This is a genomic window from Synechococcus sp. RSCCF101 (assembly GCF_008807075.1).
Taxonomy (GTDB): domain Bacteria; phylum Cyanobacteriota; class Cyanobacteriia; order PCC-6307; family Cyanobiaceae; genus RSCCF101.
Genome location: NZ_CP035632.1, coordinates 1,835,710 through 1,849,389 on the forward strand (window position 1 = coordinate 1,835,710; position 13,680 = coordinate 1,849,389).

Here is a 13,680-nt window from a genome sequence, read left to right on the forward strand (position 1 = left end):
GAATTGGCCTCGAAGGAGGGGCCAGAAGCATGTCTATGACTACCTTTTCATGGGTATAGCGGATCTCCGTCGAGGTCGTCAGCGATTACCCATTTGCAAAGTGTGAAGGTTGACTGCGGTTCGCCCGAACACCTAGCATAACCACGACTCCCCTTCATCCAGGAACCTTGGCTTTTCAAACCATTACCGGCGCTAATGGTGTCGACTTCATCGGGACCGATGGAGTGGACGTCCTGAACGCCGTCAACGAGTTCGGCGAAGATTACGTCGGCGGTCAGCAGGCTGGTGATTCGATCACCTTCAGCTCCCCCCAGACCGGGGTTGTTCCCACCAAAACCATTCGTGGCGGCCAGGGCGACGACACCATCGTCATCGCGAACCTGCTGACCGGTCCCAGCACCGTGAATGGCAATAAGGACAGTGACACCATCTCGATCGCTCAGGGTGCTTCTGAGTCGACCATTTCCGGCGGTGACGGCAACGACACCATCAACGCTGATGGCCCCTTCACCAACGCTCTGATCAACGGCAACCTCGGTGCCGACATCATCAACTTCGGTAACGGCCTGGCTGTTCCCGTCCCCACCCCTGTGAGCGCCGCCAACTCCACGGTGGCAGGTGGTGACAACAACGACACCATCAACTACTCCACGGCTGTTGGTTTCGTTGGCTCCTTCGAATCCAGCAAGGTCAACGGCAACAAGGGCAACGACGTGATCAACGTCGGCGCCGCCGGCGGTGGCACCCGCACCTTCGGCGCCTTCTCGCTGTTCGGTGGTCAGGGTTCTGACACCCTGAACTTCAACGGTGACGGTGCTGCCTCCACCGACGCGGCCTACCTGAGTGGTGACCTCGGCAACGACATCCTCAACGCCTTCACCAGCGGCGACAACACCCTGATCGGTGGTGACGGCAACGACACCATGACCAGCGGCGGCGGCAAGGACCTGCTCCGTGGCAACGCCGGCAACGACACCATCAGTGCCGGTGGCGACGATGACTCCGTCGTGGGTGGTGCCGGCGACGACATCCTCAACGGTGGTGCCGGCAACGACACGATCACCGGTGGTGCCGGCGCGGATTCCTTCACCGTGTCCGCCGGCTCCGACGTTTACCTCATCAACGAAGTCAGCGACAGTGCTGCCGTCACCTCCGGCACCACCCGCACCTTCGACAGCGTCTCCGGTGCTCTCGGCGCCAGCCAGATCGACATCACCGCTGTTGTCGACACCCTGGCCGGTGGCAGCTACGGCGGTGCAGCCGTGACCGTCGCCGCTCTGGGTGCCTTCGCTGCTGACAACTTCAGCCAGCTGAAGACGGCCCTGGATGCTCTCGCCATCCTCGGTTCCTCCACCACACAGATCCGGGCCTACGAATTCACCGTGGCCAACCTCACCCCGTCCGGCGGCATCGCCGGCACCTACATGTGGGTGAACGACAGCCAGAAGGAGTTCAACCAGGGCGACCTGCTGTTCCGTGAAGCCGCTGCAGGCAACATCGTTGGTGGCGACTTCACCGTCGCCTGAGACAACGACAGTCTCTCTGAACCAACCTCGCCCCCCGAAAGGGGGGCTTTTTTATTGCTGGCAGCATCCATGGATCTTCTCTTCGTGCATCAGCAGATGCCCGGCCAGTACCGGCACATCATCCGCAATCTCTGCGAGGCCGGCGGGCACCGCTGCATCGGTCTGGGCATCCATCCCCCCGCGAAGCGCTGCCGGAGAGCTTCCACCACGTGCGCTACGCCCCGGCTCGGGGCAACACGCCCGGAATTCACGACCTGGTGCTGGAAACCGAAACCAAGGTGATCCGCGGCGAGGCCTGTGCCGCCGCCGCTCAGACGCTGCGGGATCAGGGCCTGAGACCCGATCTGATCTGTGTGCACCCCGGCTGGGGAGAAGGGCTGTTTCTCAAGCACGTCTGGCCCGATACGCCCATGCTCTGCTACCAGGAGTTCTGGTACAACACGGAGGGCTTTGATGTCGGATTCGATCCGGAGTGGCCCTCAGCGGAGCGCGACTGGGAAACCGGTTGCCGCATCCAGATGAAGAATGCCTATCTCCATCTGATGTTCGGTGAAGCGGACTGGAACATCACGCCCACCACCTTCCAGCGCAGCAGCTTTCCCCAGCCCTATCAGCAGCGCCTGAGTGTGATCCACGACGGGATCGATTGTTCCCAGTCCTGCCCCAATCCGGACCCGGCTCCATTGGAGTTGGGACACTCGATTCGACTCGAGCCCGGTGATCGCCTCGTCACCTTTGTGAACCGACGCCTGGAGCCCTATCGCGGCTGCCACACCTTCATCCGCGCCCTGCCCGAGCTGCAGCGTCTGCAGCCGGAGGCACGCATCGTGGTGGTGGGAGAAACCAGCGGCGTGAGTTACGGCCGGCCGTGTCCGGAGGGGGAATGGAAAGAGCTGTTTCTCAAGGAGATCGAAGGCGACTATGACCCCAGCCGAGTGAATTTCATCGGCAACATCCCCCATCACGCCTTCACGCGTCTGCTGCAACTCAGCGCCTGCCATGTGTATCTCACCTATCCCTTCGTGCTCAGCTGGAGTCTGCTGGAGGCCATGAGTTGCGGCTGCGCCGTGGTGGGATCCCGAACCGCGCCGGTGGAGGAGGTGATCCGCGATGGCCACAATGGCGTGCTGGTGGATTTCTTCAAGCCGGGTGATCTGGCCAGCGCCGTGTCGGATCTGCTGGAGAACCGCGCGCTCGCGCAGCAGCTCGGCCGTGCGGCCCGGCAGACGATTCAGGCCCGCTTTGATCTGCGCACCTGCCTGCCGCGCCAACTGGCTCTGATGGATCTCGTGGCCAATCGGGCCCTGCCGGATTAAGTCCTCTCGCCTGCACCCTGCGCTGCCGCGTCGCCTCGACGCAGCAACAGATCCCGCCAGGCCACATAGGAGCGATGCGCATGCTCCACCAGCAGGAACTGACGGCAGTCCCAGCTGGGCTTCACCACCGGCATGTGCTGGAGCACGGTGTAGGTGGCCACGGTTTCCAGAGGCCCCACGAATCCTTCATCCGCCACCCCCCGCCCGCGCAGCCGCTGGCGCTGGGGTTCGCTGAGCAGAAACAGGCCGGAATGGGGATTACTGGCCACATCGAAGCTCACCTCATTGCCATCCCAGAACCGCCCCGTGGCGACGCGGGGCTGTGGGGTCTGGAAGCGCCGCAGGAAGTCAGGCGCGATGGGCCCGTCCACATACAGGCGCGGCATCGCGGGGTCGTCGGTGCATTCGTAGCGGTGCGGCATCAGTGCCAGCTGATGCGCGGTGCGGTTGAGGAACCAGCTGACCTTGTCGACGAACAGGGGGTCGTGGATGACGAGATCATCCTCGAGGTAGCAGTGCAGATCCGCCGGCTGCTCGTGCTGCAGCAGAAAATCACGGGCGGCCCTGGGCAGATGCAGGCTGTCCTCCAGCTCCACCTCATGCAGCGTGAGCCGGCCGCGGAAGGCCTCCAGCACGTCCGCGAGCCGGTTGTCTCCCGAGACGAACACGTGCAGCTCCACCTGGATACCGGCCAGCCGTGTGGCGGGGTACGACGGGCGGCCCGTGCTCAGAAGCTGCGGCCTCGTCACCTCCAGCATCTGCTCGACCTCGCCCCGCGCCAGGCCCAGAACGCCCCCCAGGCAACGGCTCAGGGCCAGCACACGGTGCACCGCCTGATCGCTGCGGGTGGATCCGTAGCCGGTCGCCTTCGCACCACGGCTGTAGTGGTGGGGGATCGCCACCCGCAGCAGCACCGGCCGCGTGGCCGCGGGTCGGCTGGCGGCAGGCGTCACGTCGCTGGCAGCAGGCTCGGCTGAGGTCATGGCATCAATCCGGCGGACAGCTCTGCCGATCCTCCAGCTCTCGCCATTCGTCCTCGACCGGTGCGGCTCATCTGGGCCAGCGCAGGCCGTAGCGCTGCTCCATCAGGGCGTAGGTGGGCTCCAGTTGCTCCCGCATCCAGGCGCGCAGGGCAGCGCTGGGCTCGAGCTGGGTGTTGCCGGCGGCGTTGGCCCGGGGCAGGGGGCCCGGGAACGGATGCTCCTTCAGTGCCAGGAAGGCCTGAATGCGCCGCCAGCTGAGCTCCGGCTCGGCGAAGAGATCCTCGCTGCGCAGCAGCAGCATCGCCTCCTGTGGCCACAGCGCCTCGTAGCGGGCCAGCTGGGGACCGTAGCGGCTGCGGCTCAGGTAGCTGTGCTCCTGATGGGAGCGGTCGCGGCCTCCGGGCGCGGCCAGGCGAGCCTCGGCCCCCGCCAGGCGGGTGGGCTCCGCTGCCAGGGCCTGCTCAAGCGGCAGCGGCTCCAGCCCGAGCCGGCGGCTGTGGCCGTACTGGGAGAGGGCCCGCTCCACCGGGTCGCGCAGCAGCACGATCAGCCGGGCGCCCGGCACGGTGGCGGCGATGCGGGCCGGGGCCTGGGGATGGAACAGGTAATAGGGCGTGATGTCGCCCCGCAGCTGGCCGGGGGCGGCGCCGCTGTAGTGCGCGGCGTACCAGTCGTGCCCCTTGTCGTAGTGCAGCGAGAAGTAATGGACCTCCTTGAAGGCCGGCAGGAACAGCCCCGGATGCCGGGAGAGCAGGGTCTGGAGGGTGGTGGTGCCGCAGCGCTGGGCGCCCAGACCGAGCACATCCACCAGGGGCCGGCGATCGGTGGGCTGGGAGACTGACCCAGCGGCGGACCGCTGCAGCCAGCGCCTGAGTCCGCCTGCCGCCATGACCGCTCCCGCACCTCCGGACCCGTGATCATCGCCGACCGGTTTCTGTGGCTGCATCTGCCCAAGACGGGCGGCACCTCGATGACGCGGCTCTTCCGGGAGCTGCAGGTGCCGGGTGTGGCGGTGGATCCGGACGACACCCGGGCCAAGCACGATTCGGTGACCCTGCGGGAGGAACGCGGCTGCTGGCGGGCGGGATCGCGGCGCCGCTTCATCACCGCCCGGCGGCTGGAGGCCTGGCTGCTGAGCGACTGGCGGCACAAGCGCCAGCGCATGGGCCTGCCGGGTCTGGACTTCGCGCCGGTGCGCAGCGGCCTCTTCTACTCCCTGCGGCTGGGAGGGGTGTGGGTGGCGGCCGACTGGTGGCTGGCCTACTTCGGGGTGGACGAGCAGGTGACGGCGCTCCGACTGGAGCACCTTCGGCACGACTTCAACCGACTGCTGCTGCCCGAGCTGCCGGCGGGAACGCCCGAGCTGCAGACCCCTCCGCGGGAGAACCGGACCCTGGCGGATGGCGCCGGCAGCGGCTCAGGCGATCCCGCCGCTACGGCCTTCAGCCCGGCGGACCGTCGCCGCATCGCGGCGGTGAACCCGCGCTGGAGCGCCTGGCAGGAGCGCCTCTACGGCGACGAGCCCGGCAGCGTGCCGGCCACGGCTGCGGAGACCTGATGGCAAAGGCCACCCCTCCCCTGGTGCTGCTGATCGGCATGCACCGCTCGGGCACCTCCCTGCTGGGCTCGCTGCTGCCCGCCCTGGGCATCCCCCTGCCCGGCCCCCTGATCGAAGCCGACCGCCACAACCCGGAGGGCTACTTCGAGCACGGCGAAGTGGTGGCCCTGCAGGAGGAGCTGCTGATCGCCCTCGATCGCTGGTGGCCCTCCCAGAACGGCGCCCTGCCCCTGCCGGAGGACTGGCTGGAGCGACCCGAGACCCAGCGCTGCGGCGAGGCCCTGCACCGGATCCTGCTCGAGCAGGCGGCCCGGCAGAGCGGGCCCTGGGCGATCAAGGATCCCCGCACCACGATGCTGCTGCCCCTCTGGCGCCAGCAGGCCGCGGCGATCGGTCTGCCGCTGCGCCCGATCCTGTGCCTGCGGGATCCGGCCGAGGTGATGGTGTCGCTGGTGCACCGCGACGCGGCGGCCGCCGGCATGACCCCCTGGCGGGCCCAGCAGCTCTGGTGGCGGCACAACAGCCAGGCCCTGTTCAACAGCGAGGGGCTGCCGCTCCACATCCTTCACTACAGCCGCTGGTTCGCCGCCGCCGGCCCGGAGGCGGCCGCCACGCAGCTGCGGCGGCTGTTCAGCGCCCTGCACGGGCGCGAGCCGCAGCCGGCCGAGCTGGAGGCGGCCCTGGGCCGGATCCGGCCGGAACACCGCCGCAGCCGGCGCACCCTGCGCACCGCCATCCCCATCCATCCGAACCTGCGCTGGCTGGAGCGGCAGCTGCTGGCCGTCGCCGACGGCCGCCGCGAACGCGGCTCACTGCTGCACGAGCTGCGCCGCCGGCCCCAGCCGCTCACGCTGCCGCTCTCGGCCTGGCGCCACGGGACGCGGCGGCCGCCGCTGCGGGCGGTGCTGATCCGTCAGCGCTCGCGGCTGGTGCCCCGGGCCGAGCCCGGCGCCTGGTTCGATGCCGCCCACTACCGGGCCCAGCTGCCGGAGCTGCCGGCGGATCACGATCCCCTCTGCCACTACTGGTGGCGGGGCTGGCGCGACGGGCTCTCCCCCCACCCGTTCTTCGATCCGGCGGCCTACGACCGGGCCTGCCGGGAGCGGGGCCTGGCGGTGGAGGGGGCACCGCTGCGCCACTTCCTGCTCACGGGCCTGGAGCGGGCCATCCCGCCCTCGGGCCTGGTGGATCCGGCCTGGCTGGACGGGCATCCACAACGGCCGGCGCTCTGGCGGCAGGCGCGCCCGGTGGGGCTCCACCCCTGGGGGGCCGCGGCGTCGGTGCTGGCGGGGGGCGATCTGCACGCCGCCAGCGCCACGCTGCGGCGCTGGATCCATGGCGGCATCCCCGCCGGCGACCTGGCGCGGATCGGTGGCCTCGAGGCGGGCGGCTTCGCGGAGCTGGACGCGCTGCTGGCGGAACGCCCCGCACCGGGGCCTCCGGGGCGGCTCGACACACCGGGCGCCGATCCCAACGCCTGGCCCGTCCACGCCTGGCTGCAGTGGCTGCCGGCCGGCCTCGGCTGGAGCGGCGAACAGGGCCTGCCCTGGCGCCAGCAGAACAGCCGGGCCTGGGAGGAGGCCGGCGGCGGGGCGCCGGACCTGGTGCTGCTGCTGCCGCCGCGCCTGCCGGAGGCTGTGGACAGCAATGCCCTGCTGGCCTGGAGCCGGGGGGCCCATGTGCTGGTGCGGGCCGCAGCCGTGCGCCAGCGGCTGCGGCGCCTGGGGGTAGCGGCCCACCCTCTGGCGCCGGGTCAGCAGGCGGGATCGGGCTGGCTGAACCGCCTCGGCGATGCCGACGCCGCCTGCCGGCGGCTGGGGCTGGCGCCGGCCGAGGCCGCCCTCATCGGCGATGGGCCGCTCATCCTCGGCACGGCCGGCCGGGAGTGGGAGGAGGCCCTCGCACCGCCGCTGTGGGGCCTGCCCCGCTTCGATCAGCTGGAGCTGAACGGCAGCGAGGACGCCCGCCTGCTGGCCGGCTGGCTGAACGGGGCCACGCGGCAGGGCCTCTCACTGGTGCGGCTGGACCCCACGGAGGAGGAGCGCCGCCTGGCGGCCTGGACGGCCCTGCAGGGGCCGGCGGAAGCCCGGTCCGGCTGGCTGCCGCCGCAGCTGTTCCGGCCGCCGCTCCATCCCGATGAGCTCGCGGCGGAGCTGCGCTGGCGGGCACGGGGAGGGCCACCGATGGCGGAGGTGAGCACGCCCGAGCCGGAGCTGCAGCGGCTCTGGCAGGGCGGCCGCGAGGGCACACCCGAGGTGAGCCTCTGCATCAGCCTGCACAACTACGCCGATCGGATTGAAACGGCACTGGAGAGCGCGGCGGGCCAGAGCCTGGAGGCGGTGGAGCTGATCGTGGTGGACGACGCCTCCAGCGATGCCGGCCGGGCGGTGACCCAGCGCTGGCTGGAGGCCCGAGGCCCGCGGTTCACCGGCGCGCAGCTGCTGGGGCATGCCGTCAACGGCGGCCTGGCCTCGGCCCGCAACAGCGCCTTCGCGGCGGCGCGCGCACCGTGGTGCTTCGTGCTCGATGCCGACAACAGCCTCGAACCCGAGGCCCTGGCCCGCTGCGTGGCGCTGGCCCGGCGGGTGCCGGCGGAGATCGCCGTGGTGCACCCGATCCTGCAGGTGCTGGCCGGAGGGGACCGGCCCGAGGAGCAGCGCGCCCTGCTGGGGGCGGCCAGCTGGCAGCGGCACTGCTTCCGGGAGGGCAACACGATCGATGCCATGGCCCTGATCCGCCGCAGCGCCTGGCGGGAGGTGGGGGGCTACAGCCACATCCCCGAGGGCTGGGAGGACTTCGACTTCTGGTGCAAGCTGATCGAGGCCGGCTACGGCGGCGTGATCTGCCCCCAGCGGCTGGCGCACTACCACTGCCACGGGGCCTCGATGCTGGCCACCCGCACCCAGCGGAGCCTGCGGGCCGTGAGCCGCCGGCTGCAGCAGCGGCACCCCTGGCTGGAGCTGCCCCTGGCGACCGGCCTGCAGGAGGCCGCCTGGCCGGAGTCCTGAAGCTGGGAGCCCTGCTGGGTGCGTGGCAACCTTGCCTGGCCCGATGTGGTGAGCCATGACCCTCCCTGCCGAGGCCGCCACGCCGCCTGCGGCGAGGGACGCGCCGACCCTCTCCTGCCTGGTGATCTCACGCACCGCGGCTCTGCTGGAGCGCATGCTCGCCAGCCTGAGCCGGGCCCGGCTGCACTGGGGTGAGGCCGACGAGGTGCTGCTGTCGTGGAATGGCAGCGAGGAGGAGCTGGAGGAACTGCTGCGCCGCCGGGAGGAGGCGGAGACCGGCGCGCCGACGCTGCGGGTGGCCCTGCGGGAGCCATATCACTTCGCCCGCAACATGAACCGGCTGGCGGAGCAGGCCCGCGGCGAGCTGCTGGTGCTGATCAACGACGACGTGGAGCTCGACCCCGGCAGCCTCGACCGGGCGATCCACCTGCTGGAGACCCATCCGGAGATCGCCCTGCTGGGAGGCCGGCTGCGGGGCTCGGATGGCCGCCTCACCCATGCCGGCCTGCTCCTCTCACCGGGCGGCCTGCCCTACAACCGGCTGCGGCCGGATCAGCTGCCCGGCCTGATCGATGCCGAGGGGCTCGATGCGATGGAGTCGGGCCCGATCCCGGCCGTGACCGGCGCCCTGATGGTGCTGCCGCGGGAGGTGTTCCTCGGCATCCGCTTCCGGGAGAGCTTCCGGGTCTGCGGGGAGGACATCGACCTCTGCCTGCAGATCCAGCGTCAGCTGGGCCGGCCGGTGTACTACGCCTCGGATGTGTCGGGGGTGCACGACGAGAAGAGCACCCGCGGCGATGCCGTGGACCACTTCGACCTGCAGCGGCTGGCCGGGGAGATCAGCGCCAGCGGCGGCCTGGCGGCGCTGGCGGACACGAACCTGGCCCACTGGGCCGTGCAGGAGGGGCGTCTGTTCTTCGAGACGATCCAGCGGCTGCGCGGTGAGATCCGGGACCTGGAGGATCTCGTGAATCAGAAGCGGGATGCGATCACCGATCTCGGGCGCCAGCAGGAGGATGCCGCCGCCCGGCACCGCGATCAGCTCCGCGGCCTGCAGCTGAAGCTGAACGACGCCGAGCTGCGAGCCTCCCTGGCGCTGCGGGATCTGGAGGCCCTGCGCCAGAGCCGCACCTGGAAGGCCACCGCGCCGCTGCGCTCCCTGGCGGACAGCCTGCGGGCCGCGCCTCTGGAGGCCAGCGGCGATGGAGGGGCAGCCGGCGACAGCGATGCGGCGGCCCTGGCCGAATTGCCGCCCCTGAGCCGGATGGCCCCCGCCGGCGGGCCCGAGGCCGGATCGCCGGCCGATCCGGCCCAGCTGCATGTGGTGTTCGACAGCCTGATCCTGGGGCTGGCCAACCGGGCCAGCGTCTCGCGGGGGGGATCTACCGCTACGGCAGCCAGCTGATGCTGGCGCTGGTGCAGGGCGGCCACATCGGTCAGCTGCACCCCTACTGCCCCGACCCGCTGCTGGCCGGATCGGTGCGGGCGGAACTGGAGGCCCTGGAGGCGGCGAGCGGCCTGACCCTGGGCCAGCGGCCCGCCGGCGGGCCGGCGCCGCGGCTGCCGGATCCGGGCACACGCCTGAAACGGGTGCTCAAGCCCCTCTACCGCCGCCTGCTGGGCTCCGGACGGATGCGGGCCGTGGCCCAGCGCAACTTCGACAGCACCCTGGCCCGCTGCAGCCGGGCCAACACCGTGTTTCACACGCCGTTCCAGTCGGTGCCGCCGGAGGTGCGCCGCAGCGGCATCGGCTCGGTGGTGGTGACCGTGCACGACATGCTGCCGCGCATCCACCCGGAGTTCTTCACCGAGGAGACGATCCGCCACTTCAGCGAGATGATCGACCTGCTCCAAGCGGGCGATCACGTGATCTGCGTCTCGGAGTCGACGCGGCGCGACTTCCTGCGCTTCAACCGGGTGGTGCCGGAGAGCCATGTGCATGTGACGCCGCTGGCGGCCTCGCCGGAGCTGCGGCCCGTGCGCGATCCGGCCCGGCTGGAGAGCCACCGCCGGGCGCTGGCGATCCGGGAGGGGGAGCAGGTGATTCTGAGCCTCTGCACGCTGGAGCCCCGCAAGAACCTCACCACCCTGATCGACGCCTTTGAGGCGCTGCGGCAGAGCGGGACGGCAGAGGGCGTCCGCCTGGTGCTGGCGGGCTCGATGGGCTGGAAAACCACCGCCCTCACCGAACGGATCCGCACCAGCAGCGAGTCGGAGGCGATCACCGTCACCGGTCACATCCCCGACGCCGATCTGGCGCTGCTCTACTCGTGCGCCGATGTGTTCGTGTACCCATCCCTCTACGAGGGCTTCGGGCTGCCGCCGCTGGAGGCGATGCAGTGCGGCACTCCCGTGATCGTGGGCGCCACCTCCTCGTTGCCGGAGGTGGTGGGGGAGGCGGCGCTGCTGGTGGATCCCCGCAGTGCCGGCGAGCTGAGCGCGGCCATGGCCCGGCTGCTGGGCTCGAGCGAGCAGCGCCGCCTGCTGGGCCAGCGGGCGCTGGAGCAGGCGGCCCGCTTCAGCTGGCAGCGCACCGCCGCGGACACCGCCGAGGTCTATGGCCGCACCCTCGCCGGCTGAGCCCGCCAGCGGCGCGCGCCTGGTGCTGGCCTACCGGCCGAGCGGGTTCCCCGAGCTCGGCGGCCTGCACCGGCTGGGCTGCGAGATCGTGCAGCGGGCCGGCCCCGATGGCAGCGCCACCCTGATCGCCCGCGGCCAGAGCGGGGCGCCGCTGCCGGGCAGCCGGCCCACCCATCGGCTGCGGCAAGGCGACCGGCTGGTGGTGATCGGCTGCAACGTGGCCTGGGCCTACAGGCTGGTGCTGAGCCAGCGGCTGCGGCATCCGCGGCGCCCTGTGGCCTGGCTGCCGAGCTTCCATGACCCGGCCACCGTGCGCCACAGCCGCCGGGCCCGGCTGGCCCAGCTGGCTCTGAAGGTGCTGCAGCGGCTGGGGGTGACGGTGCACGTGCAGACCCCGCACGAGCAGCAGCTGCTGCAGGCGGGCCGCGGCGCCCACTGCCGCCTCTCCAGCCACGGCCTGCCGGCCGACGTGCGGCGGGGGCTGGAGCAGTGCCTGCAGCCGGCAGGGACCGCAAGCGGTGAGCGCTCGATCGATCTGCTCTTCGTGGGGCGGCCCACCCTGCAGAAGGGCTGGGGACGGTTCATCGCCCTGGCGCAGCGGAGCCGGCTGCGTTGCGGAGCGATTCTGCCCTCGCGGCCCGTCGGGCCGCTGGCGCCGCCGGCCGGCATGGCAGTGCTGCTGGCCCCGGAGCGGAGCCGCATCAGCCAGGAACTGGGCCGCAGCCGGCTGGTGCTGATCCCATCGGACTACGAATCCTTCGGCATCGCCCAGCTGGAGGCGATCGCCGCGGGCTGCGTGGTGCCGATCCTGGGGCACTGGCCCCTGTGGGAGGGATTCGAGGCGCTGCAGTGGCAGCAGCTGGATGATGCCGCCCTGCTGGCGGCCTGCGAGCGCCTGGCGGCCGACGAGCCGCGTCGTCGCGCCCTCGCACTGGCCCAGGCCCGCCACGTGCTCGATCAGCCCAGCGCCCGGGCTCCCTGGCTGCCGGGTCTGCTGCCGGCGGGGGGTGGGGCGCCATGAGCGGGGAGGCGCTGGTGAGCGTGGTGGTGCCCTTCCGGGACCAGGAGGCCCTGCTGCCGCAGGCCTGCCGCTCGCTGCTGGCCCAGACGGAGCGGCGCTGGCGGGCGGTGCTCGTGAACGACGGCTCGCGGCCGGTGGCGCGGGCGGTGGCCGCCGGGTTCTGCCGGCAGGACCGGCGCTTTGTGCTGCTGGATGTGCCCGCCGAACGGCTGCCGCACGCGCCGGGCCCCTGGCTGGCCAGGAACCTGGGCATCGCCGCCTGCCGCACCGCCTGGATCGCCTTCCTCGATGCGGACGATCTCTGGCACCCCGAGAAGCTGGAGCGGCAGCTGGCCCTGCATCAGCGGGGGAGCTGCGATCTCTCGATCACCGGCTACCACCGCTTCCGGGCCCGCGACCTGCGCATCCTCGAGACCCGCATCCCGCCGGCGGGGGTGCGCTTCAGCACGCTGCTGCGGGGCAACGTGCTGCCCCTCTCCAGCGTGATGGCCGCCCGGGAGCTGCTGGCGGAGGGCTTCCGGGCGGAGCGCCATGAGGATTACGGGCTGTGGCTGCGGCTGTTCGCCTCGGCCCGGCCGCCGCAGCTGGCCACCCTGGCCGAACCGCTGATGGCCTACCGCCTCCATCCCGATTCCCTCTCCGCCGCGCGGCTGCGCAGCGTGCGGGCGGTGGAGCGCCTGTTCCGGCCTCATCTGCCCTCGCGCCGGCAGCGGCTGCTGGCGCTCACCGCCTGGAGCGCCACCCGGCTGGCGAACGTGGCGGCGCGGGCCACCAGCCCCAGCCGGCCGCTGCCATCGCCGTTCCTGGACGTCGTGACGGGGCCGGCCTGACCCGTTCAGGGCACCGGGCCTGCGGGGCCGCTGCCGAGGGGGCCGCTGCGCAGGGGGCCGGCCATGATCCGCTCCAGCAGGGCGATGGGCAGCAGCCGCAGGGGCAGGCGCAGGCCCACCTGGGCCAGCACGGCCCACCAGGGCAGCAGACCCTCCCGCAGGCAGGTGGCGAGGAAGCACAGCTCCCGGGCCGCGTAGCGCAGGCCATGGCGGCGGCGCAGGTGGGCCGCCCCCACCCGGGCATCCACCAGGGGCTCGGGCAGGTTGTCGAGGCAGGGGCCCCGGCGCAGCAGTCGCAGCCAGAGGTCGTAGTCCTCGAAGCCGGGCATGGCCCGGTAGTTGCCGGCGGCGAGCACGCGGGAGCGCCGCAGGATCACCGAGGGGTGGTTGAGCGGGTTGCGCCAGCGGCTGCGGCGGCGCAGCAGGGCCGGCCCCAGCGGCACCGGCCGCTGGGCGATCGGGGCCTCGGGGCTGCGGATGAACTCCGGCAGCGGCGCGCTCATGGCCGCCAGCTCGGGTCGGGCCAGCAGCTGGCTGAGCTGGCGGCGGGCCCGCTGCGGACGGCTGATGTCGTCGGCATCGGCCCGCAGCACCCACTCGTGGGAGCAGGCCCGCAGGCCGCGGGCCAGCACCGGCCCCACCCCCTCCCCGCCGGGGCCCGGCACCCGCCGCAGGGGCAGGCCGGAGGCCTGCAGCAGGGCCAGCAGGGGTTCGGGCAGGGCCCCATCGCAGGCGATCACCACCTCGGCCGGCGCGGGCACCTGGCGGCGCAGGCTCTCCAGGGCCAGCCGCAGCACCGGCTCCGGCTCCCAGGGGGCCAGGGGCATGAGCACGCTGTAGGCGGGCAGGGGCTCCGGC

12 protein-coding genes are annotated in these 13,680 nt (G+C 71.7%); 8 read left to right on the forward strand and 4 right to left on the reverse strand.

The features are described from left to right. The first annotated feature begins 224 nt into the window (after positions 1–224). On the forward strand, positions 225–1,526 hold the full coding sequence (locus tag EVJ50_RS09015; RefSeq protein WP_150883563.1) for a calcium-binding protein: 1,302 nt from the start codon (positions 225–227) through the stop codon (positions 1,524–1,526). Positions 1,527–1,577: 51 nt separating this feature from the next. Here EVJ50_RS09015 and EVJ50_RS15215 read toward each other — a convergent pair whose 3' ends face one another. Then, entirely contained in the window at positions 1,578–1,700 is a 123-nt protein-coding gene (locus EVJ50_RS15215; RefSeq protein ID WP_255452549.1) for a hypothetical protein, read from the reverse strand. Between the two features lie 35 nt (positions 1,701–1,735). On the opposite strand from EVJ50_RS15215, the gene EVJ50_RS09020 reads away from it, so the two are divergent. Then, positions 1,736–2,842: a glycosyltransferase gene (locus EVJ50_RS09020; RefSeq protein ID WP_255452550.1), complete on the forward strand. Its 1,107-nt coding sequence runs from the start codon at positions 1,736–1,738 to the stop codon at positions 2,840–2,842. On the opposite strand, the gene EVJ50_RS09025 is transcribed toward EVJ50_RS09020, so the two are convergent. Both EVJ50_RS09025 and EVJ50_RS09030 read right to left on the reverse strand, forming a co-directional pair. Then, a complete protein-coding gene (locus EVJ50_RS09025) occupies positions 2,839–3,825 on the reverse strand; it encodes a hypothetical protein (protein ID WP_150883564.1) in 987 nt (328 codons plus the stop codon). The genes EVJ50_RS09020 and EVJ50_RS09025 overlap by 4 nt on opposite strands. A 67-nt stretch (positions 3,826–3,892) precedes the next feature. Further along, positions 3,893–4,714: a sulfotransferase domain-containing protein gene (locus EVJ50_RS09030; protein WP_191964726.1), complete on the reverse strand. Its 822-nt coding sequence runs from the start codon at positions 4,712–4,714 to the stop codon at positions 3,893–3,895. A 24-nt stretch (positions 4,715–4,738) separates the two neighbouring features. Between EVJ50_RS09030 and EVJ50_RS09035 the strand changes: the two genes are divergently transcribed. Genes EVJ50_RS09035 through EVJ50_RS09060 form a run of 6 tightly spaced genes read left to right on the forward strand, consistent with a single transcriptional unit; the run spans position 4,739 to position 12,822 of the window. Beyond that, entirely contained in the window at positions 4,739–5,383 is a 645-nt protein-coding gene (locus EVJ50_RS09035) for a hypothetical protein (RefSeq protein WP_150883566.1), read from the forward strand. Then, positions 5,383–8,391, forward strand: a complete 3,009-nt coding sequence (locus EVJ50_RS09040) for a glycosyltransferase (protein ID WP_150883568.1) — start codon at positions 5,383–5,385, stop codon at positions 8,389–8,391. Before EVJ50_RS09035 ends, EVJ50_RS09040 begins: the two co-directional genes overlap by 1 nt. Positions 8,392–8,446: 55 nt before the next feature. Beyond that, positions 8,447–9,796, forward strand: coding sequence for a glycosyltransferase (locus tag EVJ50_RS09045; RefSeq protein ID WP_150883570.1), 1,350 nt, complete (start codon positions 8,447–8,449; stop codon positions 9,794–9,796). Then, on the forward strand, positions 9,796–10,971 hold the full coding sequence (locus EVJ50_RS09050; RefSeq protein WP_150883572.1) for a glycosyltransferase family 1 protein: 1,176 nt from the start codon (positions 9,796–9,798) through the stop codon (positions 10,969–10,971). The genes EVJ50_RS09045 and EVJ50_RS09050 overlap by 1 nt, the downstream gene beginning before the upstream one ends. Beyond that, positions 10,949–11,992: a glycosyltransferase gene (locus tag EVJ50_RS09055; protein WP_150883574.1), complete on the forward strand. Its 1,044-nt coding sequence runs from the start codon at positions 10,949–10,951 to the stop codon at positions 11,990–11,992. The genes EVJ50_RS09050 and EVJ50_RS09055 overlap by 23 nt, the downstream gene beginning before the upstream one ends. Continuing rightward, positions 11,989–12,822 (forward strand): glycosyltransferase, encoded by an 834-nt coding sequence (locus EVJ50_RS09060; RefSeq protein ID WP_150883576.1) that lies wholly within the window; start codon positions 11,989–11,991, stop codon positions 12,820–12,822. The genes EVJ50_RS09055 and EVJ50_RS09060 overlap by 4 nt, the downstream gene beginning before the upstream one ends. 5 nt (positions 12,823–12,827) lie before the next feature. Here EVJ50_RS09060 and EVJ50_RS09065 read toward each other — a convergent pair whose 3' ends face one another. Beyond that, a complete protein-coding gene (locus tag EVJ50_RS09065; protein ID WP_150883577.1) occupies positions 12,828–13,649 on the reverse strand; it encodes a glycosyltransferase in 822 nt (273 codons plus the stop codon). Between the last annotated feature and the right edge of the window lie 31 nt (positions 13,650–13,680).